The following is a 26,982-nucleotide window of genomic DNA, read 5'->3' as shown; positions in this document are numbered from 1 at the left end:
CGGTGCGCCGGGTGGCCCCGGCCGAGGGAAAGCGCGGGCGACACGCCTCGACACAACATCCCGATCCGTAACTTTTGTCCGATTAGCGATAGCGTCGCCGCATGCCCACGCCATACGGATCCCGCGGCGGCATGGCGTTCGGCGTGGAGGAGCTGCGTGTGCTCCGCCGCGCCCTCGCCCTCGCCCTTCACCCCGGCCAGGCGTCCGCCGAGGACGTCCAGGACTGCTTCCGACTCGCCGAGTCCCTCGACGAGGCGACGCGCGAGGGCGTCAGACTGCGCGCCTTCCTGGTGGCCGACCTCGACCGGTACCGCGCCGCCCTGCCGGGCGCGGTCTCCGGCTATCTCGCCCTCCTGGAGGAGGTGCTGGGCACCGGGCACCGGCCGACACCGGACGACCTCGCCGCGCTGCGGGCGCTGCGCGGGAATCCCGCGGCGGCCGCCCTGCTGGACCGCTGCCGCGCGCTGGCCGAGCGGGACGTACGGGCCAGGTTCGCCCAGGGCCCGCGCAAGGTCCCCGCACCGGCCGTACCGGCCGCACGCACCCGTCTGCTGGCCCTCGCGGGCGGTGGAGGAGAGTGCGGGGCCCCTGGGGTCTCCGTCGTCCGGCAGGGCGAGGAACGGCCCGCGGAGCCCCCTCAGGAACCGAAGCCCGCGCCCAAGCCGGCCCCTGCCCCCCGGGAGCGGCCCGCCGGGGAACCGGCCGCCCCGAAGCGCCCCATCCCGACCCCGGGCGAGGTCTTCCCGCGCCGCAAGCCGAACCCCCGTCGGGCGCGACCGCCACCGACCACCTGGCAGCCGGCTGACCCCCTGCGGTCCCGGCCACCGGCCACCTGCCCCGGCGGCCGGGGCGCGCCGAGGGGTGGTTCGGCGTACCCCGCCCCTTTCGTGCCGCCCCGCGTGGCTACCCTGGTCGCATGGACTACGTCTCCGCGCTCGTGCCCCCCATCGTCATGGCCGCCTTCTTCATCGGTGTGGTCAGGGTGATCGTGAAGACCCAGGGCGGGGCCGCCAAGGCCAAGGAGGACGCCGCCGTCGACGCCGCGCTCGCGCGCGCGGAGGGTGCGCGCCAGACACCCGCGGGCAGCGGCGGGGCCTGAGCCCGCGGCGCCCGCGGGCGCCCCTCACCGGCGTACGACTCCGTGCCGCCGTGCCCTCGGCACCTCCGGCACCCTTCGAGTCGTGCGCCCTTTTTGTTCGCATTCGCCGGATTGGTGCACGTCCGGCACGCCATTGCCCGGATCTCCCACTATTGTTCTGAGCGTGCCTCGCCCATTGGGAGAACTCGAAGACGCGGTCATGACGCGGGTGTGGAAGTGGAACCGCCCGGTGACCGTTCGAGAAGTCCTTGAAGACCTCCAGCAGGAACGGTCCATCGCGTACACCACCGTCATGACCGTTTTGGACAATCTCCATCAGAAGGGCTGGGTGCGCCGCGAGGCCGAAGGACGGGCCTATCGATATGAGGCCGTCTCCACACGGGCCGCGTACGCCGCCGCCCTGATGAACGACGCGTGGTCGCAGAGCGACAACCCGGCGGCCGCTCTCGTCGCCTTCTTCGGGATGATGAGCGAGGAACAGCGCCAGGCCCTCCGGGACGCCGTACGGATCGTCCAGGGACCGGAAGAAACCCAGGAAGCGCCCGAAGTCCGGCAAGAGGAGAACCCCGGCTCGGCCGAGGACGGCACCGGGCGATAGCGTCCGCTCATGTCCGCAGAGCGTCCCGAAGTCTCCGCAAATGCCATCACCGTCCGGCGGGCCAGGACCAGCGATGTCCCGGCCGTACGCGACCTCCTCGACGCCTACGTCCGCGGCCGCATCCTGCTCGACAAAGCCACGGTCACCCTTTACGAGGACATCCAGGAGTTCTGGGTCGCGGAACGCGACGACAACGCCGAGGTGGTCGGCTGCGGAGCCCTGCACGTCATGTGGGAGGACCTGGCGGAAGTCCGCACTCTGGCCGTGAAGCCAGGGCTCAAGGGCGCCGGCGTCGGCCACCGCGTGCTGCAGAAGTTGCTCGAGACCGCACGCTGGCTCGGCGTTCGCCGGGTTTTCTGCCTGACCTTCGAAGTCGACTTCTTCGGGAAGCACGGCTTCGTCGAGATCGGCGAGACACCGGTCGACACCGACGTGTACGCCGAGCTGTTGCGTTCCTATGACGAGGGCGTCGCGGAGTTCCTCGGTCTCGAACGAGTGAAACCGAACACCTTGGGCAACAGCCGGATGCTTCTGCATCTGTGATCGTCATTGCCCCGGTGGCCTATGTCCGAAACGCGCATGTTTCCGGACGTCGGCAGTCCGCCGGTCCTCTCCCAGGGGTTTGTGTTTTTCCGGCAAAAGCGGTTTGCTTTCCGACGTACTGCAGTACTGCATATAACAGGGGTGGCGAAACGGCGGACGCTGCACAACCCCCTGACCCTGAACGTTATCGATGAAAGGAAATCCGGTGGCACAGAAGGTTCAGGTCCTTCTTGTCGACGACCTCGACGGCGGCGAGGCGGACGAGACCGTGACGTTCGCGCTGGACGGCAAGACCTACGAGATCGACCTCACGACCGCCAATGCGGACAAGCTGCGCGGCCTTCTCGACCCGTATGTGAAGGGTGGCCGGCGTACCGGTGGCCGTGCTTCCGGAGGCCGTGGAAAGGCCCGTGCCGCTTCCGGTGGCAACCAGGACACCGCGGCGATCCGCGCCTGGGCCAAGGAGAACGGTTTCGAGGTCAACGACCGGGGCCGTGTTCCCGCGTCGATCCGCGAGGCCTACGAGAAGGCCAACGGCTGATTCCGCGGGACCCGTGGGAACGCCTAGGGCCGGCCTCGCCGGCGAGCGGGCGGTACGGCGCACGCGCGCCGCAGCCGGATCCGGTGACATCGCGCTGCCACCGTGTCCACCAGTCGTACGAGATCGGGGGCGCTCCCCTCGCGCCCCACGGCCGACAGAGCCGGCAGCGGGGCCTCGACCCCGCACCCCGGCTTGGGGGGCCGCAGCCACACGGCGGCCCCCTGCACGGAACCACCCCGCTGGGCGGTCATGAGCGCGGTCGGCGCCAGAGGGGCGGCCATCGAGCCGCCCGCCCCCAGGGCCCGCAGGTCGAGAGCTACGGCGCTCCACTCCAGCCAGTCCAGCAGTCCCGGCAGTTCCTCGGAGCTGCCCGCGGCCACCAGCAGCCGCATCCGGTCCCCCCACAGGGCCACCGGTGAGTCCGGAGCGAGATGCCGGAGCGCGCCCGCGCCCGCCTCGGCCGGAACGTCCAGCACGTCGAACCGCACCCCCGTGCGCAGCCGCAGCGGCCGCCCGGGCACTGTCGGCCACCCCAGATCGTTCTCGTACCAGAGCCGGGCCCGGGTGTCCGGATCGGCCGGCTCGGACACCCGGGCCGGGACCGGTTCCGGCCCCGCGTCGAGGGGCCGCCGGGGAAAGGGGAGCGTATGGATCGTGCGGGCCGAGCCAGCCATGCCCCATGCAACCTCGGAAAGGGGCCCCGGGTTACGCTGAGTGCCCTTCCGGGCGCGAGGAGTGCCGACCGAGGGGGCGCGTGGGGCACGGGGGAGGCGCAAGGTTGTTCGCCCATAGCGGAGCGAACCGGTGCGCGCGGCATGGAGTGTCCGTCCCAGCGGGTAAGACATGCCTAGTGGGAGGGGGCGACACGCAGGCCGGGGCGTCTCACGTTCGCCATCGGCGTACTGGCGACTGGGGTAACTGCCTGGCCTGCGGGAACATCGTCTCGCACCATCGGGTTGGAGCAGATGTCGGCGTTCGGGGTCAGGAGGCCATCGACGGTGTCGGCAGTTGGAATGAGCGGTCCCCGCTTGCGGGACTAAGCTGCGGAAGGACAGGGAGGGGAAGTTCCCCCCACTGCCTGACCGCTCTGAGGAGCGATTAACGATGTTCGAGAGGTTCACCGACCGCGCGCGGCGGGTTGTCGTCCTGGCTCAGGAAGAAGCCCGGATGCTCAACCACAACTACATCGGCACCGAGCACATCCTCCTGGGTCTCATCCACGAGGGCGAAGGTGTCGCCGCTAAGGCCCTGGAGAGCCTCGGCATTTCGCTTGAGGCGGTCCGCCAGCAGGTGGAGGAGATCATCGGCCAGGGCCAGCAGGCCCCGTCCGGGCACATCCCCTTCACCCCCCGTGCCAAGAAGGTCCTGGAGCTGTCGCTCCGCGAGGCTCTTCAGCTGGGCCACAACTACATCGGCACGGAGCACATCCTGCTCGGCCTGATCCGTGAGGGCGAGGGCGTCGCCGCCCAGGTCCTGGTCAAGCTCGGCGCAGACCTCAACCGGGTGCGGCAGCAGGTCATCCAGCTGCTCTCCGGTTACCAGGGCAAGGAGACGGCCACCGCCGGCGGCCCGGCCGAGGGCACCCCCTCGACCTCCCTCGTCCTGGACCAGTTCGGCCGGAACCTCACCCAGGCCGCTCGTGAGTCCAAGCTCGACCCGGTCATCGGGCGCGAGAAGGAGATCGAGCGGGTCATGCAGGTGCTGTCCCGCCGTACCAAGAACAACCCGGTGCTGATCGGTGAGCCCGGCGTCGGCAAGACCGCCGTCGTCGAGGGCCTCGCCCAGGCCATCGTCAAGGGCGAGGTGCCCGAGACGCTCAAGGACAAGCACCTCTACACGCTGGACCTTGGCGCCCTGGTCGCCGGCTCCCGCTACCGCGGTGACTTCGAGGAGCGCCTGAAGAAGGTCCTCAAGGAGATCCGCACCCGCGGCGACATCATCCTGTTCATCGACGAGCTGCACACGCTGGTCGGTGCGGGCGCCGCCGAGGGCGCCATCGACGCGGCCTCCATCCTGAAGCCGATGCTGGCCCGCGGTGAGCTGCAGACCATCGGTGCGACCACGCTGGACGAGTACCGCAAGCACCTGGAGAAGGACGCGGCCCTCGAGCGCCGCTTCCAGCCCATCCAGGTCGCCGAGCCGTCCCTGCCGCACACGATCGAGATCCTCAAGGGTCTGCGCGACCGGTACGAGGCGCACCACCGCGTCTCCATCACGGACGAGGCGCTGGTCCAGGCCGCCACCCTGGCCGACCGGTACATCTCGGACCGCTTCCTGCCGGACAAGGCGATCGACCTGATCGACGAGGCCGGTTCCCGGATGCGCATCCGCCGGATGACCGCGCCGCCGGACCTGCGCGAGTTCGACGAGAAGATCGCCGCCGTCCGCCGGGACAAGGAGTCCGCGATCGACTCGCAGGACTTCGAGAAGGCCGCCTCCCTGCGCGACAAGGAGAAGCAGCTCCTGGCCGCCAAGGCCAAGCGGGAGAAGGAGTGGAAGGCCGGCGACATGGACGTCGTCGCCGAGGTCGACGGCGAGCTGATCGCCGAGGTCCTCGCCACGGCCACGGGCATCCCGGTCTTCAAGCTGACCGAGGAGGAGTCCTCCCGCCTGCTGCGCATGGAGGACGAGCTCCACAAGCGGGTCATCGGCCAGGTCGACGCCGTCAAGGCGCTGTCGAAGGCGATCCGCCGTACGCGTGCCGGTCTGAAGGACCCGAAGCGTCCCGGTGGCTCGTTCATCTTCGCCGGCCCGTCCGGTGTCGGTAAGACCGAGCTGTCCAAGGCGCTCGCCGAGTTCCTCTTCGGTGACGAGGACGCGCTGATCTCCCTCGACATGTCGGAGTTCAGCGAGAAGCACACGGTGTCGCGTCTCTTCGGTTCGCCCCCCGGATACGTGGGCTACGAAGAGGGCGGCCAGCTGACCGAGAAGGTCCGCCGCAAGCCGTTCTCCGTCGTCCTCTTCGACGAGGTCGAGAAGGCCCACCCGGACATCTTCAACTCGCTGCTGCAGATCCTGGAGGACGGTCGCCTGACCGACTCCCAGGGCCGGGTCGTGGACTTCAAGAACACGGTCATCATCATGACGACCAACCTCGGCACCCGGGACATCTCCAAGGGCTTCAACCTCGGCTTCGCCGCCGCGGGTGACACGAAGACCAACTACGAGCGCATGAAGAACAAGGTGTCGGACGAGCTCAAGCAGCACTTCCGCCCCGAGTTCCTCAACCGCGTCGACGACGTGGTCGTCTTCCCGCAGCTGACGCAGGAGGACATCCTGCGGATCGTCGACCTGATGATCAGCAAGGTGGACGAGCGCCTGAAGGACCGGGACATGGGCATCGAGCTCTCCCAGTCCGCCAAGGAGCTGCTGGCCAAGAAGGGCTACGACCCGGTGCTGGGCGCGCGTCCGCTGCGCCGCACGATCCAGCGCGAGGTCGAGGACACGCTCTCCGAGAAGATCCTCTTCGGCGAGCTGCGTCCCGGTCACATCGTGGTCGTGGACACCGAGGGCGAGGGCGACGCCCGGACCTTCACGTTCCGCGGTGAGGAGAAGTCGGCGCTGCCCGACGTCCCGCCGATCGAGCAGGCGGCCGGCGGTGCCGGTCCGAACCTGAGCAAGGACGCCTAGGCGTCCGGGCGATGCCCCAAGGGGCCGGTGCTCTCGCACCGGCCCCTTTCGCATGCCCGGGTGATACGCCGCCCTGCGGCTGCCTCAGATGTGTGGCTCTACGACAACTGGCCGTTGTAGTCGGGCAGTTTGTACGTCTTCTCGGCGTGGCCGCCCGAGAGGTCGGTGGCGCTGTTGCCGATGTTCGCGATGATCGTGTAGCCCTGGTTCTCGATGCCGACGCGCTGGGCGGTCTTGTAGGAGGCGACGTCCTTGAAGAGGTCGAGGAGACCGCGCACGTAGAGCCCGGAGACGTCGTAGCCGTCGTGTTCGAGGTTGTACTCGGTGGGCCAGTAGACGATGCCCGGCCGGGCGGTCACGAAGAACAGCTTGACGCCGTGCTCCTGGGCGTAGCGGGCGACGTTCAGCACCGGCTTGTTGGCCGGCTGCGGGAAGCTGAAGCCGAAGTCGGTCTCCAGCGTGGTGTTGTCGATGTCGAAGACGATCGCCTGCTTCTCGCCGGGCTTCGCGGCGGCGATGCGCTGCTTCAGATAGGGCAGGGCGTCGCTCATGACGGTCTGGCAGTCCTGCTGCCAGGTCGCGTAGTCGACCTTCGCGGCAGCGCCGGCGGTGCTGCTCGTGGTCGCTGCCTCGGCCGGGGCGGCCATCGCGGCCAGGGCGGCCACGGAGACGGTGGTCACGGATATGCGGCGCGCCCGGGGGCGTCTGGTCATCGGTGGGGGTCCTCTCACGTCCGTACACGTGCCTGAATGTCAGGGGCATGATCTGAGGTGAGGATGGCGCGAGAGGAACCGTAGGGTTACCGATGGGTAGGCGCCTAGGGGTCTGCGGCACTTTTCTCCGGGCGAATCGCGGAGACCTGGGTCACCTTTCCCACGCATTTACGCGACCTGGGTCACGTTTGCCCGGATGCATTCGCGAGGCCCAGGTCACATTCTCCGGCCGGACACGGAGAGGTCCAGGTCACATTCCCCGCCTCTGCGCCCGGCTGGCCGGTGACATGGCGCACAGGACAAATGCCCCGTACTAAGCCGGATAGTGTCATACATAATCGGGCAAAACGGACAGGATAAAGAGGTCGGAGGGGAAACAGCCTGTTCACCCGGGTGGCGGAACGTGTCGGGTATGTCAAGAAGTGGGCGAATTAGCCGACATCTACTACAGACTGCCGTAGAACAGGCCTTTGTGGCGGGATGGGAAGTCGGGTTACCAATGAATGGCCCCACCGGCGAAAGTCAGTACGCCGGATGGCCGTTCCGTCCCCGAGCCCACGAGGTTTCGTATGTTCCAGCGCGTCACGTCCCGTTCTTCCCGTACGTCCTCGCTCCGCAACCGCGTGGCCGTCGTGGCTGCCGGCATCGGCGCCACGGCCGTCCTGGGGGCCGGGGTCGCGAGCGCCGCCGCGCCGTCCGCCGCCTGGGTGGACCCGGTGAAGAAGTACACGCTCTCGGCCAGCTTCATGCAGGCGGGCAGCCACTGGGTCGCCAAGCACAGCGGCCAGGACTTCGCGGTTCCGACCGGCACCGAGGTCATCGCCGCGCACGGCGGCACCGTCGTCAAGGCCGGCCCCAACGGCGCCGGTGACGGTCCCGCGTACGGCAACGCCGTCGTGATCAAGCACGGCAACGGCACGTTCTCGCAGTACGCCCACCTGTCGCGCATCGACGTCAAGGTCGGCCAGATCGTGAAGACCGGCCAGCACATCGCCCTGTCCGGCTCCACCGGCAACTCGACCGGGCCGCACCTGCACTTCGAGATCCGCAAGACCCCGAACTACGGCTCGGCCGTCGACCCGGTCTCCTTCCTGCGCGCCCAGGGCGTGAAGGTCTGATCTAACCCTTGCCGTGGGCGCGCTCGTGCGCCTGCGTGACGAGGTCCAGGGCGACTTCGAGAACGGCCTCGCGCTTCTTCTCGGAGTCGCCTTCGAGGTCCTGCATCACGAACATCCCGGCGTGCAGCGTGAACATCGCGCTGATGGACCGCACCTGGTCCACGAGTTCGGCCTCGGGGTCGATCAGGATGTCCCGCAGGCCGCGCATCCGGTCCTTGAAGGTGTCGCCGATGCGCAGTTCCCGTACCGTCGCCTGGTTCTCCTGCATGAAGCGGAAGAGCGGTTCCGCTCCCGCGAGCGCCTGGCTGTAGCGGCGGACGATCTCCTGCTTGGTCTCCAGCGTGTGCGGCTGCTGTCTGCCCCATTCGATCAGGTCGAGGATCGGCTTCGTCAGGTCCTCGAAGAGGCTGACGATGATCTCTTCCTTGGTCTTGAAGTGGTAGTACAGAGCCGCCTTCGTGACGTCGAGGCGCTCGGCGATCTCGCGCAGGGAGGTCTTCTCGTACCCCTGCTCGGCGAAGAGCTCGAGTGCGACGTCCTGGATGCGCTGGCGGGTGTTTCCGCGGCGCTGCTGCTTGGTGCCGTCCATGGTGCCGCCCATCCTCGTACTCCTCGCGCTCCCAGGAAAACTTACTTGACGCCCGGCTAGTTACAGGTCTACCTTCCCAGTGTAGTGAACTAGCCGGGCGGCAAGTAAGTGCGCGCCGCAGGGGGAGTGGGAAGAGATGGCTGACACGGTGGAGAGTGTCGAGGGCAAAAAGCCCAGGAGCGTGCGGGTCGTCCTGCTCGCGCTCATGATCGCGATGATGCTCGCGATGCTGGACAACATGATCGTGGGTACGGCGATGCCCACGATCGTCGGTGAGCTGGGCGGCCTGGAGCACCTGTCGTGGGTGGTCACCGGTTACACCCTGGCCACCGCGGCCTCGACCCCGATCTGGGGCAAGGTCGGCGACATGTACGGGCGCAAGGGCGCCTTCCTCAGCTCGATCGTGATCTTCCTGATCGGCTCCGCGCTGAGCGGCATGGCCCAGAACATGGGCGAGCTCATCGGCTTCCGGGCCGTGCAGGGTCTCGGCGCGGGCGGCCTGATGGTCGGCGTCATGGCGATCATCGGTGACCTCATCCCGCCGCGCGAGCGCGGCAAGTACACGGGCATGATGGCCGGCGTCATGGCGCTGGCGATGATCGGCGGCCCCCTCGTCGGCGGCACCATCACCGACAACTGGGGCTGGCGCTGGTCCTTCTACATCAACCTGCCTCTCGGCGCGGTCGCCCTCGTCCTGGTCAGCGCCGTGCTGCACCTGCCGAAGAAGCGGGCCAAGGCGCGCATCGACTTCCTCGGCGTGGCACTGCTGACCGTCGGCATCACCTCGATCGTGCTGGTCACCACCTGGGGCGGCACCGAGTACGCGTGGACCTCCGCGCGGATCATGGAGCTGACCGGCATCGGCGTGGCCAGCCTGGTCGGGTTCGTGTTCTGGCAGACCAGGGCCGCCGAACCGGTGGTGCCCCTGCACATGTTCCGCAGCCGCAACTTCACCCTGATGTCGGTCATCGGCTTCATCACCGGCTTCGTGATGTTCGGCGCCACGCTGTTCCTGCCGCTGTACCAGCAGGCGGTGCAGGGCGCCTCCGCGACCAACTCGGGTCTGCTGCTCCTGCCCATGCTCGGCGCGATGCTCGTGACGTCGATGGTCGCCGGCCGGGTCACCACCAACAGCGGCCGCTACAAGATCTTCCCGATCGCCGGCGGCGCCCTGATGATCGTCGGTCTGTACCTGCTCTCGCTGATGGACACCGACACCACCCGGTTCACCTCCGGTGTCTACATGGCCGTGCTGGGCCTCGGCATGGGCTGCCTGATGCAGACCACCATGCTGGTGGCGCAGAACAGCGTGGAGATGAAGGACATGGGCGTCGCGTCCTCGTCCACCACCCTGGTCCGTACGCTCGGCTCCTCCTTCGGTGTCGCCATCATGGGCGCGCTGTTCAACCACCGGGTCCAGGACGTCATGTCCGAGCGGGCCGGCACCCTGGGCTCGAAGATCACCGAGCAGTCGGCGCAGCTGGACGCGGCGAGCCTCGCCAAGCTGCCGGCGGTGGCGCGGGAGGCGTACCAGCACGCGGTCTCCGCGGGCACGCACTCGGCGTTCGTGCTGGGCGCGGCCGTCGCGATCCCCGTGCTGATCGCCGCGTTCTTCGTGAAGGAAGTGCCGCTGCGCAGCGGTCCGCAGAAGCCGGCTCCCGCCGAGGGCGGCGAGGACGTCGCCCCGGCCGCGGTGATCGAGACCGTCTGAACAACCCCCCGGTGATCGAGCGCGTCCGACGATCGCCGACGAAGGCCCCCGGCTGGTGTCCGCCCCGGGGGCCTTCGCCATGCGGTGCGGACGGGCGCCACCCCGGCCACCGGTGTCCCGGCCGGCCTTCGACGCCATGGATCGGATCCGCCGGGTGAGCAGGGCCATGGACGTGACGGACCGGGATCGAGCCTGATGTGGCCGGTGACGTGACGAACCGGGATCGGCTCCGCCGGTGCGCGGGGCCGGGGTCGCGACGGACCCGGACCGGGTCTCATGTGGCTGGGGACGCGGCGGGCCGGATCGGGTGCGTGGGGCCGAGGGTGCGACGGGCCGGGACCGGGTCTCATGTGGCCGAGCACGCGACGGACCAGGACCGGGTCCTATGTGGCTGGGGACGGGACGGGACGGGCCGGGATCGGGTCCGTCGGGTGTGTCGGGCGGGGACGCTACGGAGCTGGACCGGGTCTCATGCGGCTGGGGACGCGGCGGGCCGGAGCGGGTCCGCCGGGTGCGCCGGGCCGAGGTCGCGACGGACTACGACCGGGTCTCATGCGGCCAAGGACGCGTCGGACTTCGACGGGGTCCTATGTGGCCGGGGACGTGGCTAACCTGGACGGGGTCCTATGTGGCCGACGATGCGACGGACCGGAACGGGGCCTGCGTTGCCCGGGACGCTCGCGTCGGGGTGGCGTACCCCGGGTCGTGCCCGGGCGGTCGCGTCACCCGCCTCCCGACGGCGGCATCACCGGGTAGCTGCCCGTGTTCGTCGGGGCGTGCTCCGGGAGCCACAGCACGGCCACCGCGCCCTCCGCGGGGATGTGCGCGGGGACCCCGGCGGGCCGTACGTTCCGGAACGTCAGGCGGGCGCCGAGCACCCGTGCCTGGCCGGCCGCGATGGTCAGGCCGAGCCCGTGTCCGGTGCCGGCGCGGTCCATGCTGCCGGTGCGGAACCGGCTCGGGCCCTCGGCGAGCAGTGCCTCGGGGAAGCCGGGGCCGTGGTCGCGAACCCGGATGACCCGGCCCTCCACGGTCACCTCGATCGGCGGCCGGCCGTGCCGGGCCGCGTTGGCCAGCAGGTTGAACAGGACCCGCTCCAGGCGTCGCGGGTCGGTGGTGACCTCCGACTCGTGCACCACCCGTACGACGATGTCCGGGTCCTTGGCCGCCACCCGGCGGGCCACGAACTCGCCGAGCATGAGGTCCTGCAACTCCGCCCTTTCCGAGGCCCCGTCCAGCCGGGCCACCTCCAGGACGTCCTCGACCAGGGTCCGCATGGCCTTGGCGCGGTCCAGGACCAGCTCGGTAGGCCGGCCCGGGGGGAGCAGTTCGGCCGCGGTCAGCAGACCGGTCACCGGGGTGCGCAGCTCGTGCGCGATGTCGGCCGTGACCCGCCGCTCGGCCTCGATCCGCTGCTGGAGCGCGTCCGCCATGGCGTCCACCGCCCGCGCGAGATCGTCCGTCTCGTCGCGTACGACCCCGCCGATGGCCTTGCGCACCCGGACCTCGGCCTCGCCCTTGGCGACCTGGTTCGCGGCGGCCGCCGCCTTGCGCAGCCGCCGGGAGAGCTGACCGCCGATCAGCACGCCCAGCGCGCTGCCGCCCAGCACGACCGCCACGGATCCGATCACCAGGGCCTGGTCCAGGTCCTTCATCATGTCGGTGCTGCGGTCCGGCATGTGGAGGTGCACGGACAGCACATGACCGCCCTTGACGGGTACGGCCGCCCAGATGTCCGGCACCCCGTCGTGCTCGGCCACGTCACTGGCCCGGCGGCCCTCTTCGACCTTCTCGCGCAGGGTGGCCGGCAGTCCGGCGTCGTCGATCTTGATGTAGGGGAAAGTCGGTCCCCGGTTCAGCTCGTAGTTGCGCTGGGCCAGCAGCAGGCGTTCGTTGGCCAGTTCGCGCGCGTTGTCCAGCATCGAGACACGGGCCGCGTTGTGCACGACCAGGCTCAGCACGATCGCCACCAGACCGGCCACCAGCGCGATCGCCGCGCTGAGCTTCCATCTGAGTCCGGTGCGCAGACCGGCCCGCTCCATGTGCCGGACCGGGTGCCGAAGGATCCCCCGCATCATGCCGCTCCGCTCAGGCCTTCAGCTTGTAACCGAAGCCGCGGACCGTCTCGATCCGGTCCTGGCCGATCTTCTGCCGCAGCCGCTGCACATGCACGTCGACGACCCGGGTGTCCCCGCCCCAGCCGTAGTCCCACACCCGCTCCAGCAGCTTGTCGCGGGAGAGCACGGAGCCGGGCGCGGAGGAGAACTCCAGCAGCAGCCGCATCTCGGTCGGGGTCAGCGCCACCGGCCGGCCGGCCCGGCGCACCTCCATGCCGTCGGTGTCGACCTCCAGGTCGCCGAAGGCGAGCGTGCCGCCGTTCACCGGGTCGGAGGACTCCCCGGCCTGCGCGGCCCCGCCGGCGTGCCCGAAGCGCCGCAGCACCGCGCGGATCCGCGCGACCAGCACGGCACCGTCGAACGGCTTGGTCACGTAGTCGTCCGCACCCGCCTCCAGGCCGAGGACCACGTCGATGGAGTCGGCGCGCGCGGACAGCATGATCACCGGCACGGTCGACTCGTCCCGGATGCGGCGGCACAGGCTCACGCCGTCCAGGCCCGGCACCATGACGTCCAGCAGCGCGATGTCGGGACGGTCCGCCCGGAACGCCTCCAGTCCCGACAGGCCGTCGGGCATCGCGGTGACCGCGAAGCCGTCCCGCTCCAGCGCGAGTTGGGTGGCCTCGCGGATGACGTCGTCGTCCTCGACGAACAGGACGTGGGTCTGGTCTGCCATCCCGGTGCTCTCAGTCCTCGTGATCGTGTGGGGGGTCAGTCGTCCGCCGCGCCGGAGTCGGCGCCGGTCTTGCTGTAGTCGGTCTCGTGGATCTGCGTCTGGACGAAGCGTCCGGACCGCCAGCCGTACGTGATCACGGTCTCCCTCGACGGGTTCGACACCGGATTGTCGGTGTCGTAGACCTGCTTGGTCACGGTCAGGTCGGCGCCGTCGATCTCCGCGTAGACCGGCGACTCCTCGTTCTTGAAGACGTTCGTGAACGTGCCGTTCTCCTCGCGGTACACGTACGCGGCGATGCCCACGTAGTCACCGCAGGTCGTCACGTTGACCAGGACGTCGTTGACGGATCCGCCGGTCAGGTCGCCGTAGGTGACGTCCACCGGGTAGTCGTCTCCGCTGCACGGCTTCAGCTCGCGCTTCACCGTCCCGGACACCGCCGGATCCTTCTTGATCAGGTCGACCGCGTCCACCCGCCGGTACTTCTTGGACGGGCTCGGCGAGGGGGAGGCGACGGCGCCCGCCACCGCGGACGCGTGCGCCGGGCCCTCGTCCCGGGGCCCCGTCCCCCCGGCGCCGCAGGCGGCGACGAAAAGGGCGAGGGCGGCGATCGAGGCCACCGCCGCGATCACCGCCAATGAACTCCCTCGGGCCCGGTCGGGCCCGGCCCCGGTCAGGCCGCGCAACGCTCCTGCTCCTCACGCTCCAGCGCGCGTGCGTCCAGATCGCGGGCCTCCAGCTCCTCGCGGAGCCGGGCGAGCGCCCGGTGCAGCGTGCTCTTGACCGTACCGGCCGACATGCCGAGGGCGGCGGCCGTCTCCTCCGTGGACATCTGCTCCCAGTGTCGCAGCACCACGACACTGCGCTGCTTCGGTGCCAGTACCTTCATGATGTCCATCAGCAGGGCCCGGTCGGCGTGCTGCTCGGTGGAGTCGTCCACGGACGCGTCCGGCAGCTGCTCGGTCGGGACCTCTTCCAGCTTGCGCGCACGCCACCACTCGGTCCGCGTGTTGATCATGACCCGGCGCAGGTAGGCGTCGGCGAGCCGCTTGTCGGCGATGCCGTCCCAGCGGCCGTACGTCCGCACCAGCGCGGTCTGGAGCAGGTCCTGGGCGTCGACCGGGTCCGGCACCAGTCGGCGGGCGCTGCGCAGCAGCGCGTCCTGCCGGGTGCGGACGTACTCCTCGAATTCGAGCACCTCGCCCTGCGCCATGATCAACCGCCTCCGTTCCCCGTTCACCCCGGATCGCGTCCGGAGTCCTTCAGTCCCCGTGTCCCGTGGTCTGCCGGGCACGGAGAAGAAGCTACGGAGCGGTTGTCACGGGGCTGTGCGGACCAGCCTTCGGCTAGCAATCGGCTGTCCGTCGGTTGTGTAACGGAAGGAGGAAACGGGTAAAGCGAGTGACCTGTATGTCCCTTTATGTAGCGCTTTGTCGGGCTGAGGGCTTCGTAACGAACCCCTCTCGGCCGTGACTTGGCCGCCCGTCAGGTCGACGGCAGCCGGTACAGACCGCCCGCCAACGGCTCCACCAGACCGTCGGTGACAAGCCCGTCGAGCGCGCGGGCGCGCTGCACCGGCTCGTGCCACACCCGGTCCAGCAGCGCCTGCGGCACCGGCGCGTGCGCCTCCCGCAGTACGGCGAGCAGCTTGCCGCGCACCTGCCGGTCGGTACCCGCGTACGTCTGCCCGCGGCGCGGCGGCCCGGCGTGCTCGGGCTTGCCGGCGAGCCGCCAGGCGCACTGCGCGGCGATCGGGCACCGGGCGCAGCCCTCGTTCCGCGCCGTGCACACCAGCGCGCCCAGCTCCATGGAGGCGGCGGCCCAGCGGGCTGCGGTCCCGTCCTCCTCCGGGAGCAGTTCCCGGGCCAGGCGCCGTTCGGCCGCCGTGGTCGCGTTCGGCGGGTACTGCACCCCGGTCACCGCCCGGGCGAGGACCCGGCGCACATTGGTGTCCAGCACCGGGTGCCGCTGCCCGTAGGCGAACGAGGCGACGGCGGCGGCCGTGTACTCGCCGATGCCGGGCAGGGCCAGCAGCTGCGCGTGGTCCGTCGGTACGTCGCCGCCGTGCCGTTCCGTTATGGCGACCGCGGCTCCGTGCAGCCGCAGGGCCCGGCGGGGATAGCCGAGCCGGCCCCAGGCGCGCACCGCCTCGCCGGGGGCCTCCTTCGCGAGGTCGGCGGGGCGGGGCCAGCGGGCCAGCCACTGCTCGTAGACGGGCAGCACCCGGCTGACGGGGGTCTGCTGGAGCATGAACTCGCTGACCATCACACCCCACGGCCCCGCCTCCGGGCGGCGCCAGGGGAGGTCGCGGGCGTGGGCGTCGAACCAGGCGATCACGGGGACGTGAAGCTTCTCAGTCATGGCCTTCCGATCCTGCCACGGCTCGGCGGGTGCCGGGTGTGACGGCGCGGTGACCGAACGTCGCGAAAGGTGAAGAAGCCCGCCGCCGACGGCAGTTGCCGGGATGATGATCCGGAAAAGTTGGTGCGGGCGCGGCGGGTGGCGCCGGTAAGCGTCACGATCTCTCGTAAAGTTTGCGCCGTGGGATCTCTGCGCAATCCGGTCGGGCCGCTTCCCTCCACCATCTACTGGCGTCGGAGGGCCGTACTGCTGTCCGTGGTCGCCCTGTTGGCGCTGCTGGTCACGTGGATCGTGACCTTCGGCGGCGGTGGCGGCAAGAAGGGAGCCGACGGGTCCGACGGCAAGAATCCCCAGCACACCATCACGCCGGGCCCCACCCCCTCGGGGTCCGCGATCAGCCAACACCCGGGCGGGCGCGACGAGTCGGGCGGCGGGGACTCCGCCGGGAGTGGGTCCGGCACCGGTGGCGACGGCGGCGGTGGCACGGACGCCGGGTCGTCGGGCTCCGCAGGTTCCGCCGGGTCCGGGGGTTCCGGCGACGGCTCGGGGTCCGGCTCCGGTTCAGGCTCCGGTTCCGGTTCCGGGAACGTCGGCACGGGCGACGCCATCCCGGCGTCCTCCTCGCTGCGCAACTGCTCGGCCGGATCGCTGGTGTTGAGCCTGCGCAGCCTGCACAACTCCTACTCGCCGGACCAGACGCCGACCTTCGAACTCACCGCGAAGAACAGCTCGCCCGAGGACTGCAAGGTCGATCTCGGCCCGAAGAACGCGGTGTTGACTATCACCCCGGCGGACGGGGACGACGCGTACTGGGCGTCGGACGACTGCCCCAAGGGCGCCGGGAGCCTGCTGTTCCGGGTGACCGCGGGCAAGAGCATCACGTACACCGTGACGTGGGACCGCAAGCCGAGCGCCGCCCACTGTGCGACACCCCCCGCGGGCTCGGCGAAGGCGGGCACCTACCTGCTGGAGGCCAAGGCGCCGGGCTTCACCAAGACCCAGGCGTCCTTCGTCCTGTCCGCGGACTAGGGCCTGTCGTTTGGATCTTGCCGACAAGGCACCGTGGGCCAGGCCGGCCTGATCCAAACGACAGGCCCCAGCCGCCACCGCGGCGCCCCGCAGGGGCGCGGGGAACCGTGCGACAGGCCACGACGCCCCCGCGGCCGCGGGGGCGGCAAGGTACCCGGAGCCCGGTGGGCGCCCCGGACGGGCCTCAGACGTACCGCTCGAGGATGGACGACTCCGCCAGCCGCGACAGGCCCTCGCGCACGCTCCGCGCCCGGGCCTCGCCCACCCCGTCCACGGTCTGCAGGTCGTCGACGCTCGCGGCGAGCAGCTTCTGCAGACCGCCGAAGTGCTCCACCAGGCGGTCGATGATCGCGCCCGGCAGCCTCGGCACCTTGGCCAGCAGCCGGAAGCCGCGCGGGGACACCGCGGAGTCGAGCGTCTCGGGCGAGCCGGTGTAGCCCAGCGCCCGCGCCACCGTGCCGAGTTCGAGCAGCTCCGCGTGGGTCAGGGCGTCCAGCTCGGCGAGCGCCTCGTCGACCGTGCGGGAGCGCTTCGCCGTCGGCTCGGGGACGTAGTCCCGGACGACCAGCTCGCGGTCGGGCTCCACCCCCGCGATCAACTCCTCCAGCTGCAGTGCGAGGAGACGTCCGTCCGTGCCCAGTTCGACCACGTATTCGGCGATTTCGGTGGCGATGCGCCGGACCATCTCCAGTCGCTGGGCGACCGCCGACACGTCCCGGACCGTCACCAGGTCCTCGATCTCCAGCGCCGACAGCGTGCCCGCGACCTCGTCCAGGCGGAGCTTGTACCGCTCCAGCGTGGCGAGCGCCTGGTTCGCGCGGGACAGGATCGCCGCGGAGTCCTCCAGTACCCGGCGCTGACCGTCCACGTACAGGGCGATCAGCCGCATCGACTGGGAGACGGACACCACCGGGAAACCGACCTGCTTGCTCACCCGGTCCGCCGTGCGGTGCCGCGTGCCCGTCTCCTCCGTGGGGATCGTCGGGTCCGGCACCAGCTGGACGCCCGCGCGCAGGATCTTTGACAGGTCGGAGGACAGCACGATGCCGCCGTCCAGCTTGCACAGCTCCCGCAGCCGGGTCGCGGCGAACTCGACGTCCAGCACGAAACCGCCCGTGCACATCGCCTCGACCGTCTTGTCCGAGCCGAGCACGATGAGACCGCCGGTGTTGCCGCGCAGCACCCGCTCCAGGCCGTCACGCAGGGCCGTACCCGGAGCCACGGCACTCAGCGAGGCGCGCATCAGGCGATCGGAACCGGCACTCCCACCGGACTTTCCGGGAGCTGCTGCCCGGTCATTGGCTGCCACTGCACTCCTCCGGTCGCAGGTTCTGGGCGCTGCCGTCGTGCGCACTCTGTTCGTACGGACGGGCGAGACCTGGGCAAAGTCTACCGGCGCTCCTCCGACTCCCGTGGGGCCTCTCGGCGACGGGAGCGCGGCAGCACCCGGAGCGCCTCTCCCATGTCGGCGACTTCCAGCACCTTCATACCGGCCGGCACCTTGCCCGGATCGGTCGGTACGAGCGCGTGCGTGAAGCCCAGCCGGTGCGCCTCGGCGAGCCTGCGCTGCACCCCCGTGACCCGTCTGACCTCCCCGGCGAGCCCCACCTCGCCGATGGCCACCAGGTTCTTCGGCAGCGGGGTGTCGCTGGCGGCGGATGCGAGCGCGAGCGCGACGGCGAGGTCCGCGGCCGGCTCCGACAGCTTCACCCCGCCGACCGTCGCGGAGTAGATGTCGCGCTTGCCCAGCGCGCTGATCCGGCCGCGCTGCTCCAGCACGGCGAGCATCATCGACACCCGGGAGGTCTCCAGGCCCGACGTCGTACGGCGCGGGGAGGGGATCTGTGAGTCGACGGTCAGCGCCTGCACCTCGGCCACCAGCGGGCGGCGGCCCTCCAGGGTGACCGTCAGGCAGGTGCCGGGGACCGGTTCGGCGCGGCGGGTGAGGAAGAGACCGCTCGGGTCGGCGAGACCCGTGATGCCCTCGTCGTGCAGCTCGAAGCAGCCGACCTCGTCCGTCGCCCCGTAGCGGTTCTTCACGCCGCGCACCAGGCGCAGCCGGGCGTGCCGGTCGCCCTCGAAGTGCAGGACGACATCGACCAGGTGCTCCAGCAGGCGGGGGCCGGCGATCGCGCCGTCCTTGGTGACGTGGCCCACCAGGAGCGTGGACATGCCGCGTTCCTTGGAGGCGCGGATGAGGGCGCCCGCGACCTCCCGGACCTGGGCCATGCCGCCGGGCGCGCCCTCGATCTCCGGGGAGGCCACCGTCTGCACCGAGTCGAGGATCAGCAGCGACGGCTTCACCTCGTCCAAGTGGCCGAGGACGGCGGACAGATCGGTCTCGGCCGCCAGATAGAGGTGGTCGTCGAGGGCGCCGATGCGGTCGGCGCGCAGCCGCACCTGGCTCGCGGACTCCTCACCGGTGACGTAGAGGGTGGGGTGCTCGGCGCTCGCGGACTTGGCGGCCACGTCCAGCAGGAGGGTGGACTTGCCGACGCCGGGCTCGCCCGCGAGGAGCACCACCGCGCCGGGCACGAGGCCGCCGCCGAGCACCCGGTCCAGCTCGGGCACGCCGGTGGAGCGGGCGGTGGCCCGGCGGCCGTCGACCTGGCCGATGGGCAGCGCGGAGCTGGTCACCCGGCCCGGCGCCGTCGTGCGGACCGCGGGCGCGCCGTACTCCTCGACCGTGCCCCAGGCCTGGCACTCGGGACAGCGGCCGAGCCACTTGGCCGTCTGCCAGCCGCACTCGGTGCAGCGGTAGGACGGGCGGTCCTTGGTGGTCTTGGTACGGGCAGCCATGCGGAAACCGTAGCCGGGAGCACTGACAACGGGACCGGGGGCCGCGTGTGAGTGGTCGGGTATCGGCCACCGTCCGCCGGGATCCGGCCGCGGAATAAAGGGTTCCTGTCCCCTTATGAGGGATCGTTTCACCCGTACGGATTAAAAGTGCTCAAGGTTCCAGAAGGGGCACTCCGCCGCCGCCTACGGTCGCACGGGTGATGAGCAGCAGTCCGCAGACGACGACCCGCACGACCGGCGCGCACCGGGCGCACCGCGAGGCGCGCGACCGCGCCGCCGCGCGCACCCTGGCCCAGCGGCCGCCGGCGCGCTACGAGCCGTACCTGGACGGTCTGTTCACCTACTGTCTGTCGGTGCTGTGCGACCACGACACGGCCACCGCCGCCCTCGGTGACGTGCTCGCCCTGGCCGAACGCCGCGGGACCCGCGTCCCGGAGGCCGCGGGAGACCGCAGGGCCTGGCTGTACGCGCTGGCCCGCTGGGCGTGCCTGCGCAAGCTGGCCGAGGCCAAGCAGAAACGTCAGGCCTCCCACGCGGCGGGCCGGACGCCGGCCGGGAAGACGGTGCCGGAACCGCCCGTCGCCGCGGAGGTCCAGGAGCAGCGGCGCCGCGAACTGGGGCTGCTGGCCTGGCCGGAGGCGGCGGGGACCACCCCGGAGCAGCGCGAGGCCCTGGAGCTCGCCGTCCGCCATCGTCTCGCCGCCCACGAGGTCGCCGCCGTCCTCGGCATGGAACCCGCGGCCGCGCGCGAACTGCTCGCCACGGCCGCCTGCGAGGTGGAGCGCACCCGGGCCGCCCTCGCCGTCGTCGAGACCGGCGGCTGCCCGAGCGTGGCCCACCTCACCGGGGACAGCCGGCTCGTCCTCAGCACCGCGCTGCGCCGGGAGCTGGTGCGGCACGTCGACGACTGCCCGCGCTGTCGCCGCACGGCCGAGCGCGCCGTACCCGGCCGCTGGCCCGGTGCCACGGTCACCCCGGCGGAGCTGCCCGTCCTGGAGGCCCCCCGCGCCGCCCTGCACATGGCCCTCGCGCACCACTCACGCGCGCGCGGTGCCGACGTGCCGCGTTTCGACCGGCGCGGCTTCCCGATGGACCCCAAGGACCGCGCGGCCCGCCGCGACCGCATCCGCGCGCGTGCCGTCACCACGACCGTCGTCGCCACGGTCGTCGCTGCACCCGTGCTGGCCCTCTGGGCGGCCTACCGGGGCGCCCCGGTAGGTGACGAGGAGGGCCCGTCCGCCACCGCGCCGGAGGCGCAGGGCCCCGACGTCCTCGGCGGCGACACGGCAGGCGGCTACGAGAACGCGGGCAACGCGCGCGTGAAGCCCGGCGCCCGCGCCGGCAAGGACGGCAAGCCGGACGTCTCCGTGGAGGTCGTGAGCGTCTCCGACGACGGCAAGGGCGCGGCGCGGCTCACGGTCAGCGCGGCGAACGCCGGCGACACCACTCTGATCACTCTGACCGCGTCCGGTTCCGGGAAGGTGCGCTGGTCCGCGGCCACCTCGGCGGCCTGGCTCTACTTCAGCCGGTCCGCGGGGACCCTCGCCCCCGGCGAGACGGCGACGATCAAGGTGTACGTGGACCATCTGCGGGAGCCCTCCGGGCACTGGCGCGCGCGGGTGGCGATCTCCCCGGCCGGTGCCGTGGTCACGATCGACGGTTACGGGACCGCGCCGAGCCGTCCCACGCCCCCGCAGTCGTCCGCGAGCCCCGGTCCGACGCCGTCCGGCACGCCCCCCACCGACCCGCCCACCAGCGAGTCCCCCGCACCGTCCGCCCCGCCCACGACTCCCAGCGACCCACCGCCGTCCGGCTCCCCGACCCCGACGCCCCCGCCGAGCGACAGTGAGCCGCCGAGCCCGTCGGACGGCTAGCGGTGGACGGCTAGCGGTGGACAGCCAGTGGTGGACGCGACGGGCCGGCCGGGGCCGCCGGAACGCCCTCCGCCCGACCGGGACGGCCGGGCGGCAAGCCGCGCGGCCGGCCGAGCGGGAGGGCCGGCTCCGCCGTTACGGCGCCGGGTCGGCCGGGTGCGGTGCGACCAAGGGCAGCTGCGACGCCAGCCGCTGCTCGCACAGCTCGACGAGGCGGTCGTAGCCGGCCTTGCCCATCAGCTCGGTCAGCTCGGCCCGGTAGGAGACGTACACGGGATCGCCCGCGCCGTGCGCCGAGGTCGCCGAGGTGCACCACCAGTGCAGGTCGTGGCCGCCCGGGCCCCAGCCCCGGCGGTCGTACTCCCCGATGGAGACCTGCAGCACGCGCGTGTCGTCCGGCCGATCGATCCAGTCGTACGTCCGCCGGATCGGCAGCTGCCAGCACACGTCCGGCTTGGTCTCCAGCGGCTCCCGGCCCTCCTTCAGGGCGAGGATGTGCAGCGAGCAGCCCATGCCGCCCGCGAACCCGGGACGGTTCTGGAAGATGCAGGACCCCTGGAAGGGACGCGTCTGCCGGGACCCCTCCTCGTCCTCGGAGATCCAGCCGCCGCGTACGCCCTCGTCGTGGTGCTGCCAGATGTCCGGGGTGAGCCTCGCCACGTGCTCGGCCACCCGCTTCTCGTCGTCCTCGTCGGAGAAGTGGGCGCCCAGCGAGCAGCACCCGTCGTCCGCGCGGCCTGCCTGGATGCCCTGGCAGCCGCTGCCGAAGATGCAGTTCCAGCGGGAGGTCAGCCATGTCAGATCGCAGCGGAAGACCTGCTCGTCGTCCGCCGGATCAGGGAACTCCACCCAGGCGCGTGCGAAGTCGAGCCCCTTCTCGTCGCTCACCTTCGGCCCCTTGGACTTGCCGCCCTTGCGGACCTTGTCCGCCTTTTCCGCTTTGTCGGAGTTCGCCTTTTTCGTCTTTGGCACCCGTCCAGGGTAAGTGGCCGGAGCCCGCTCCGGGGACCGAGCAGCGGCGTTCTGGCAGTAGCGTTCCGTATATGAGACTCGGTGTCCTGGACGTGGGTTCGAACACGGTGCATCTGCTGGTGGTGGACGCCCACCCCGGCGCGTGCCCGTTGCCCGCGCATTCGCACAAGGCCGAACTTCGGCTCGCCCAACTCCTCGACGACAGCGGTGCCATCGGCGAGGCAGGCATAGAGAAGCTGATCGCCGTCGTGCGGGACGCGCTCCAGGCCGCGGAGGACAAGGGCGTCGAGGACCTGCTGCCGTTCGCCACCTCCGCCGTGCGCGAGGCGGAGAACGCCGACGACGTCCTCGCGCGCGTGGAGGCCGAGACCGGCGTGCGCCTCCAGGTGCTCAGTGGCGAGGAGGAGGCCCGGCTCACCTTCCTCGCGGTCCGCCGCTGGTTCGGCTGGTCCGCCGGAAAACTGCTGGTCCTGGACATCGGCGGCGGCTCTCTGGAGATCGCCTACGGCATGGACGAGGAACCGGACACCGCAGTCTCCCTCCCGCTCGGTGCCGGCCGGCTCACCGCCGGCTGGCTGCCCGAGGACCCGCCCAGCCCGGACGACGTCCGCGCCCTGCGCCGCCACGTCCGCGCGGAGATCGCCCGCACGGTCGGTGAGTTCAGCCGCTCCGGTACTCCCGACCACGTCGTCGCCACCTCCAAGACCTTCAAGCAGCTGGCCCGCATCGCAGGCGCCGCCCGCAGCGCCGAGGGCCCCTACGTCCAGCGCGAGCTCAAGCGCGAGTCCCTGGAGGCCTGGGTCCCGCGCCTGGCCGGCATGACCACGGACCAGCGCGCCGAACTCCCCGGTGTCTCGGAGGGCAGGGCCAACCAGCTCCTCGCCGGCGCCCTGGTGGCCGAGGGCGCGATGGACCTGTTCGGGGTGGAGAACCTGGAGATCTGTCCATGGGCGCTGCGCGAGGGCGTGATCCTGCGGCGTCTCGACCACATGGGCTCCGCGTAGCGTCCCGGGAGGGGCACGGGGGGCCGCGCGGGAACCCGCGGCCGCCCGCATGGCAAACCTCACAACGGCGAACAGGCACCGAACATGGGCCCCACCCGACGCCGTATGGTGACGGACGTGGCTGAAGCAAAGGACGTGCGCGTCGCCCTGTCGACGGCCTCCGTGTATCCGGAGTCGACGGCGACGGCCTTCGAGATCGCCGCGCGCCTCGGCTACGACGGCGTCGAGGTCATGGTGTGGACCGATCCGGTCAGTCAGGACATCGAGGCGCTGCGCCGCCTGTCGGACTACCACGCCGTCCCGATCCTGGCCGTCCACGCCCCCTGTCTGCTGATCACCCAGCGGGTCTGGTCCACCGACCCCTGGGTCAAGCTCCAGCGGGCCCGGTCGGCCGCGGAGAAGCTCGGCGCCTCCACCGTCGTCGTCCACCCGCCCTTCCGCTGGCAGCGGCAGTACGCCCGGGACTTCGTCGACGGGATCTGGCGGATGGCGAACGAGACGGACGTACGGTTCGCCGTCGAGAACATGTACCCGTGGCGCTACCGCGACCGCGAGATGCTCGCCTACGCCCCCGACTGGGACGTCACCCAGCACGACTACCGGCACTTCACGATCGACCTCAGCCACACGGCGACGGCCCGCACCGACGCCCTGGACATGATCGACCGCATGGGCGACCGCCTCGGGCACATCCACCTCGCCGACGGCCGCGGCTCCGCCAAGGACGAGCACCTCGTGCCCGGCCGCGGCACGCAGCCCTGCGCCGAGCTGCTGGAGCGCCTCGCGTTCACCGGGTTCGACGGCCACGTCGTGATCGAAGTCAACACCCGGCGGGCGATGTCCAGCGCCGAGCGCGAGGCCGATCTCGCCGAGGCCCTGGAGTTCACGCGCAAGCACCTCGCCTCGGCGGCGGTGCGGGTGCCCCGGCGATGAACGGCACCACGCGACCGCCGGCGGACGGCGGCACGCCCCCCGCGGGGAACGGCACCACGGCACGCCGCCGGGGCCGCCCCCGCGCGCCGAGTCCGCCGACACCCGCGACCGCATCCTCGCCGCGGCCCGTGCGGAGTTCTCCGAGCGCGGATACGAGAAGACGTCCGTACGCGGCATCGCCAAGGCCGCCGGGGTGGACTCGGCGCTCGTCCACCACTATTTCGGTACCAAGGACCAGATCTTCGAGGCGGCCATCGAGGTCGCCTTCGCGCCCGCGCTGAACGCGCCGAACGCGCTGGCCGACGGACCGCTGGACGGCGTGGGGGAGCGGCTGACCCGCTTCATCTTCGGTGTCTGGGACAATCCCACGACCCGTACCCCGCTCCTCGCGATCGTGCGGTCCGCCGTGAACAACGAGACCGCCGCCGCGGTCTTCCGCCGCCTCGTCGCCGCCCAGCTGCTGCGCCGCGTCGCCGCCCAGGTGGACCTGCCGGACGCGGAGCTGCGGGCCGAGCTGGCCGCCGCGCAGCTGGTCGGGGCGGCGATGATGCGCTACGTGATCAAGCTGGAGCCGCTGGCCTCCGCGGACCTGGAGCAGATCATCGCCCGGGTCGCTCCCGTCGTGCAGGGGCATCTGACCAACCCCTGAGCGGTGCTGCCGCCGCTCCCCGGCACCGGCCGCACCCGCGGTCCATGGGACACGTGTCCCGCATTCCGGACAAGCGTGTCCAGTCCTTGGAGGCGCGGCGTACGCTCGTAGACAGTCAGAACTCACTGGCAGTAGGTCTTCGAAGGAGCGAGCGACGATGCCCGAGCTGAGGTCCCGCACAGTCACCCACGGCCGCAACATGGCGGGCGCCCGCGCCCTTATGCGCGCCTCCGGTGTACCCGGTGCGGACATCGGCCGGAAGCCCGTCATCGCCGTCGCGAACTCCTTCACCGAGTTCGTGCCGGGCCACACCCACCTCCAGCCCGTCGGCCGGATCGTCAGCGAGGCGATCAAGGAGGCGGGCGGCATCCCCCGCGAGTTCAACACGATCGCCGTCGACGACGGCATCGCCATGGGCCACGGCGGCATGCTCTACTCGCTGCCCTCTCGCGACCTGATCGCGGACTCGGTGGAGTACATGGTCGAGGCCCACTGCGCCGACGCCCTGGTCTGCATCTCCAACTGCGACAAGATCACCCCGGGCATGCTGATGGCCGCCCTGCGCCTGAACATCCCCACGGTCTTCGTCTCCGGCGGCCCCATGGAGTCCGGCCGGGCCACGCTGGTCGACGGCACGGTCCGCACCCTCGACCTGGTCGACGCGATCTCCGACGCCGTCAACGACAAGATCTCCGACGAGGACATCCTGCGCATCGAGGAGAACGCCTGCCCCACCTGCGGCAGCTGTTCCGGCATGTTCACCGCCAACTCGATGAACTGCCTGACCGAGGCCATCGGCCTCTCCCTGCCCGGCAACGGCTCGGTCCTCGCCACCCACACCGCCCGCCGCGCCCTGTACGAGAACGCGGCCCGCACGGTCATGGACCTCACCCGCCGCTACTACGAGCAGGACGACGACACCGTCCTGCCGCTCAACATCGCCACCTTCCAGGCCTTCGAGAACGCCATGGCCCTGGACATCGCGATGGGCGGCTCCACGAACACGATCCTGCACCTGCTGGCCGCCGCCCAGGAGGCCGGCGTCCCCTTCGGCCTGGAGCAGATCGACGCCGTCTCCCGCCGGGTGCCCTGCCTGGCCAAGGTGGCGCCCAACGTCGCGAAGAACCGCACGTACTACATGGAGGACGTGCACCGCGCCGGCGGCATCCCGGCCCTCCTCGGCGAACTGCACCGCGCGGGCCTGCTGAACGAGGACGTCCACGCCGTCCACAGCCCCTCCCTGTCGGACTGGATGAAGACCTGGGACGTCCGCGGCGGCTCCCCCTCGCCCGAGGCGGTGGAACTCTGGCACGCGGCCCCCGGCTGCGTCCGCTCCGCCGAGGCCTTCTCCCAGTCCGAGCGCTGGGACTCCCTCGACGACGACGCGGAGAACGGCTGCATCCGCTCCGCCGAGCACGCCTACTCCAAGGACGGCGGTCTGGCGGTCCTCAGGGGCAACCTGGCGGTCGACGGCTGCGTCGTGAAGACCGCCGGCGTCGACGAGTCCATCTGGACATTCGAGGGACCGGCCGTGGTCTGCGAGTCCCAGGAGGAGGCCGTCCAGCGCATCCTCACCCAGGAGGTCAAGGACGGCGACGTCGTCGTCATCCGCTACGAGGGCCCCAAGGGCGGCCCCGGCATGCAGGAGATGCTGTACCCGACCTCGTACCTGAAGGGCCGCGGCCTCGGCAAGAGCTGCGCGCTGATCACCGACGGCCGCTTCTCCGGCGGCACCTCCGGGCTCTCCATCGGCCACGCCTCCCCGGAGGCGGCCTCCGGCGGCACGATCGCCCTCGTCCGGGACGGCGACCGAATCCGCATCGACATCCCGAACCGCACGATCGAGCTGCTGGTCGACGAGGCCGAACTGGCCCGACGCGAGCAGGCCCTCGACGGCGTGTACGCCCCGAAGGCCCGCGACCGCAAGGTCTCCGTCGCCCTGCGCGCCTACGCCGCCATGGCGACCAGCGCGGACAAGGGCGCCGTCCGTGACGTGAGCAAGCTCGGCTGACCCGGACTCCCGCGCGGG

At 71.0% G+C, this 26,982-nt stretch carries 23 protein-coding genes and 2 pseudogenes; 14 read left to right on the top strand and 11 right to left on the bottom strand.

Annotation, left to right across the window (positions count from 1 at the left end; translation table 11 throughout):
• Window positions 1-131: 131 nt before the first annotated feature.
• The 5 genes and pseudogenes from N8I86_RS18120 to N8I86_RS18100 form a co-directional block, all read left to right on the top strand.
• Window positions 132-782, top strand: a pseudogene (locus N8I86_RS18120) (hypothetical protein); the annotation flags it as partial.
• Between the two features lie 134 nt (window positions 783-916).
• Complete coding sequence (locus N8I86_RS18115) at window positions 917-1,099, top strand: hypothetical protein (protein ID WP_073901063.1); 183 nt, start codon at window positions 917-919, stop codon at window positions 1,097-1,099.
• 199 nt (window positions 1,100-1,298) lie between these two features.
• The gene (locus tag N8I86_RS18110; RefSeq protein ID WP_107423860.1) at window positions 1,299-1,697 is read left to right on the top strand and encodes a BlaI/MecI/CopY family transcriptional regulator; all 399 of its coding nucleotides are present in this window, start codon (window positions 1,299-1,301) and stop codon (window positions 1,695-1,697) included.
• A gap of 9 nt (window positions 1,698-1,706) precedes the next feature.
• Window positions 1,707-2,240: an amino-acid N-acetyltransferase gene (locus N8I86_RS18105; protein WP_073901059.1), complete on the top strand. Its 534-nt coding sequence runs from the start codon at window positions 1,707-1,709 to the stop codon at window positions 2,238-2,240.
• A gap of 205 nt (window positions 2,241-2,445) precedes the next feature.
• A complete protein-coding gene (locus N8I86_RS18100; RefSeq protein WP_073901057.1) occupies window positions 2,446-2,781 on the top strand; it encodes a histone-like nucleoid-structuring protein Lsr2 in 336 nt (111 codons plus the stop codon).
• Window positions 2,782-2,804: 23 nt separating this feature from the next.
• Here the strand turns inward: N8I86_RS18100 and N8I86_RS18095 are convergent, their stop codons facing one another.
• Complete coding sequence (locus N8I86_RS18095) at window positions 2,805-3,455, bottom strand: SCO3374 family protein (RefSeq protein WP_263278227.1); 651 nt, start codon at window positions 3,453-3,455, stop codon at window positions 2,805-2,807.
• Between the two features lie 430 nt (window positions 3,456-3,885).
• On the opposite strand from N8I86_RS18095, the gene N8I86_RS18090 reads away from it, so the two are divergent.
• The gene (locus tag N8I86_RS18090) at window positions 3,886-6,411 is read left to right on the top strand and encodes an ATP-dependent Clp protease ATP-binding subunit (protein WP_073901053.1); all 2,526 of its coding nucleotides are present in this window, start codon (window positions 3,886-3,888) and stop codon (window positions 6,409-6,411) included.
• A gap of 98 nt (window positions 6,412-6,509) precedes the next feature.
• Here the strand turns inward: N8I86_RS18090 and N8I86_RS18085 are convergent, their stop codons facing one another.
• The gene (locus N8I86_RS18085; protein ID WP_263278226.1) at window positions 6,510-7,124 is read right to left on the bottom strand and encodes an HAD family acid phosphatase; all 615 of its coding nucleotides are present in this window, start codon (window positions 7,122-7,124) and stop codon (window positions 6,510-6,512) included.
• A gap of 569 nt (window positions 7,125-7,693) precedes the next feature.
• Between N8I86_RS18085 and N8I86_RS18080 the strand changes: the two genes are divergently transcribed.
• Window positions 7,694-8,242 carry a M23 family metallopeptidase gene (locus N8I86_RS18080; RefSeq protein ID WP_073901049.1) on the top strand — a complete coding sequence of 183 codons (549 nt, stop codon included), beginning with the start codon at window positions 7,694-7,696 and terminating at the stop codon, window positions 8,240-8,242.
• 1 nt (window position 8,243) lies between these two features.
• On the opposite strand, the gene N8I86_RS18075 is transcribed toward N8I86_RS18080, so the two are convergent.
• Entirely contained in the window at window positions 8,244-8,843 is a 600-nt protein-coding gene (locus N8I86_RS18075) for a TetR/AcrR family transcriptional regulator (RefSeq protein ID WP_073901047.1), read from the bottom strand.
• A gap of 124 nt (window positions 8,844-8,967) precedes the next feature.
• On the opposite strand from N8I86_RS18075, the gene N8I86_RS18070 reads away from it, so the two are divergent.
• A complete protein-coding gene (locus N8I86_RS18070) occupies window positions 8,968-10,542 on the top strand; it encodes an MDR family MFS transporter (protein ID WP_073901046.1) in 1,575 nt (524 codons plus the stop codon).
• A gap of 722 nt (window positions 10,543-11,264) precedes the next feature.
• Here N8I86_RS18070 and cseC read toward each other — a convergent pair.
• The 5 genes from cseC to N8I86_RS18045 form a co-directional block, all read right to left on the bottom strand.
• On the bottom strand, window positions 11,265-12,617 hold the full coding sequence (gene cseC, locus N8I86_RS18065) for a two-component system sensor histidine kinase CseC (protein WP_073901293.1): 1,353 nt from the start codon (window positions 12,615-12,617) through the stop codon (window positions 11,265-11,267).
• 13 nt (window positions 12,618-12,630) lie between these two features.
• Window positions 12,631-13,335, bottom strand: coding sequence for a two-component system response regulator CseB (cseB, locus tag N8I86_RS18060; RefSeq protein WP_073901044.1), 705 nt, complete (start codon window positions 13,333-13,335; stop codon window positions 12,631-12,633).
• Window positions 13,336-13,370: 35 nt separating this feature from the next.
• The gene (locus tag N8I86_RS18055) at window positions 13,371-13,964 is read right to left on the bottom strand and encodes a hypothetical protein (RefSeq protein ID WP_263278225.1); all 594 of its coding nucleotides are present in this window, start codon (window positions 13,962-13,964) and stop codon (window positions 13,371-13,373) included.
• A gap of 41 nt (window positions 13,965-14,005) precedes the next feature.
• Window positions 14,006-14,545 (bottom strand): SigE family RNA polymerase sigma factor, encoded by a 540-nt coding sequence (locus tag N8I86_RS18050; protein WP_073901040.1) that lies wholly within the window; start codon window positions 14,543-14,545, stop codon window positions 14,006-14,008.
• A 272-nt stretch (window positions 14,546-14,817) separates the two neighbouring features.
• Window positions 14,818-15,693 carry an HhH-GPD family protein gene (locus N8I86_RS18045; RefSeq protein ID WP_073901038.1) on the bottom strand — a complete coding sequence of 292 codons (876 nt, stop codon included), beginning with the start codon at window positions 15,691-15,693 and terminating at the stop codon, window positions 14,818-14,820.
• A gap of 180 nt (window positions 15,694-15,873) precedes the next feature.
• Between N8I86_RS18045 and N8I86_RS18040 the strand changes: the two genes are divergently transcribed.
• Window positions 15,874-16,722, top strand: coding sequence for a hypothetical protein (locus N8I86_RS18040; protein WP_263278224.1), 849 nt, complete (start codon window positions 15,874-15,876; stop codon window positions 16,720-16,722).
• 184 nt (window positions 16,723-16,906) lie between these two features.
• Here N8I86_RS18040 and disA read toward each other — a convergent pair whose 3' ends face one another.
• Together disA and radA are read right to left on the bottom strand one after the other, a co-directional pair.
• On the bottom strand, window positions 16,907-18,031 hold the full coding sequence (disA, locus tag N8I86_RS18035; RefSeq protein ID WP_073901036.1) for a DNA integrity scanning diadenylate cyclase DisA: 1,125 nt from the start codon (window positions 18,029-18,031) through the stop codon (window positions 16,907-16,909).
• 80 nt (window positions 18,032-18,111) lie between these two features.
• A complete protein-coding gene (radA, locus tag N8I86_RS18030; RefSeq protein ID WP_073901035.1) occupies window positions 18,112-19,521 on the bottom strand; it encodes a DNA repair protein RadA in 1,410 nt (469 codons plus the stop codon).
• 197 nt (window positions 19,522-19,718) lie between these two features.
• On the opposite strand from radA, the gene N8I86_RS18025 reads away from it, so the two are divergent.
• Entirely contained in the window at window positions 19,719-21,395 is a 1,677-nt protein-coding gene (locus tag N8I86_RS18025) for a BACON domain-containing protein (protein WP_263278223.1), read from the top strand.
• Between the two features lie 135 nt (window positions 21,396-21,530).
• Here the strand turns inward: N8I86_RS18025 and N8I86_RS18020 are convergent, their stop codons facing one another.
• Window positions 21,531-22,367, bottom strand: a complete 837-nt coding sequence (locus N8I86_RS18020) for a hypothetical protein (protein WP_263278222.1) — start codon at window positions 22,365-22,367, stop codon at window positions 21,531-21,533.
• A gap of 71 nt (window positions 22,368-22,438) precedes the next feature.
• Here N8I86_RS18020 and N8I86_RS18015 point away from each other — a divergent pair, with 71 nt between their 5' ends.
• The 4 genes and pseudogenes from N8I86_RS18015 (at window position 22,439) to ilvD (ending at window position 26,964) form a co-directional block, all read left to right on the top strand.
• Entirely contained in the window at window positions 22,439-23,371 is a 933-nt protein-coding gene (locus N8I86_RS18015) for a Ppx/GppA family phosphatase (RefSeq protein WP_263278221.1), read from the top strand.
• Between the two features lie 105 nt (window positions 23,372-23,476).
• Window positions 23,477-24,304, top strand: a complete 828-nt coding sequence (locus N8I86_RS18010; RefSeq protein WP_123437510.1) for a sugar phosphate isomerase/epimerase family protein — start codon at window positions 23,477-23,479, stop codon at window positions 24,302-24,304.
• A pseudogene (locus tag N8I86_RS18005) lies at window positions 24,301-24,953 on the top strand (TetR/AcrR family transcriptional regulator). Before N8I86_RS18010 ends, N8I86_RS18005 begins: the two are co-directional and overlap by 4 nt.
• Before the next feature lie 157 nt (window positions 24,954-25,110).
• Window positions 25,111-26,964: a dihydroxy-acid dehydratase gene (gene ilvD / locus N8I86_RS18000; protein ID WP_263278220.1), complete on the top strand. Its 1,854-nt coding sequence runs from the start codon at window positions 25,111-25,113 to the stop codon at window positions 26,962-26,964.
• Window positions 26,965-26,982: the final 18 nt, after the last annotated feature.

The organism is Streptomyces albidicamelliae, from assembly GCF_025642175.1.
Lineage (GTDB): Bacteria > Actinomycetota > Actinomycetes > Streptomycetales > Streptomycetaceae > Streptomyces > Streptomyces albidocamelliae.
This window is presented reverse-complemented; position numbering and strand designations above follow the sequence as displayed.

What these genes read in the sequence shown, in the direction of transcription:
- N8I86_RS18115 (WP_073901063.1), top strand. Translation starts at nt 917, where the DNA reads ATGGACTACGTCTCCGCGCTCGTGCCCCCCATCGTCATGGCCGCCTTC.
- N8I86_RS18110 (WP_107423860.1), top strand. Translation starts at nt 1,299, where the DNA reads ATGACGCGGGTGTGGAAGTGGAACCGCCCGGTGACCGTTCGAGAAGTC.
- N8I86_RS18105 (WP_073901059.1), top strand. Translation starts at nt 1,707, where the DNA reads ATGTCCGCAGAGCGTCCCGAAGTCTCCGCAAATGCCATCACCGTCCGG.
- N8I86_RS18095 (WP_263278227.1), bottom strand. Translation starts at nt 3,455, where the DNA reads ATGGCTGGCTCGGCCCGCACGATCCATACGCTCCCCTTTCCCCGGCGG.
- N8I86_RS18090 (WP_073901053.1), top strand. Translation starts at nt 3,886, where the DNA reads ATGTTCGAGAGGTTCACCGACCGCGCGCGGCGGGTTGTCGTCCTGGCT.
- N8I86_RS18085 (WP_263278226.1), bottom strand. Translation starts at nt 7,124, where the DNA reads ATGACCAGACGCCCCCGGGCGCGCCGCATATCCGTGACCACCGTCTCC.
- N8I86_RS18080 (WP_073901049.1), top strand. Translation starts at nt 7,694, where the DNA reads ATGTTCCAGCGCGTCACGTCCCGTTCTTCCCGTACGTCCTCGCTCCGC.
- N8I86_RS18075 (WP_073901047.1), bottom strand. Translation starts at nt 8,843, where the DNA reads ATGGGCGGCACCATGGACGGCACCAAGCAGCAGCGCCGCGGAAACACC.
- N8I86_RS18070 (WP_073901046.1), top strand. Translation starts at nt 8,968, where the DNA reads ATGGCTGACACGGTGGAGAGTGTCGAGGGCAAAAAGCCCAGGAGCGTG.
- cseC (WP_073901293.1), bottom strand. Translation starts at nt 12,617, where the DNA reads ATGCGGGGGATCCTTCGGCACCCGGTCCGGCACATGGAGCGGGCCGGT.
- cseB (WP_073901044.1), bottom strand. Translation starts at nt 13,335, where the DNA reads ATGGCAGACCAGACCCACGTCCTGTTCGTCGAGGACGACGACGTCATC.
- N8I86_RS18050 (WP_073901040.1), bottom strand. Translation starts at nt 14,545, where the DNA reads ATGGCGCAGGGCGAGGTGCTCGAATTCGAGGAGTACGTCCGCACCCGG.
- N8I86_RS18045 (WP_073901038.1), bottom strand. Translation starts at nt 15,693, where the DNA reads ATGACTGAGAAGCTTCACGTCCCCGTGATCGCCTGGTTCGACGCCCAC.
- radA (WP_073901035.1), bottom strand. Translation starts at nt 19,521, where the DNA reads ATGGCTGCCCGTACCAAGACCACCAAGGACCGCCCGTCCTACCGCTGC.
- N8I86_RS18015 (WP_263278221.1), top strand. Translation starts at nt 22,439, where the DNA reads ATGAGACTCGGTGTCCTGGACGTGGGTTCGAACACGGTGCATCTGCTG.
- N8I86_RS18010 (WP_123437510.1), top strand. Translation starts at nt 23,477, where the DNA reads ATGGTGACGGACGTGGCTGAAGCAAAGGACGTGCGCGTCGCCCTGTCG.
- ilvD (WP_263278220.1), top strand. Translation starts at nt 25,111, where the DNA reads ATGCCCGAGCTGAGGTCCCGCACAGTCACCCACGGCCGCAACATGGCG.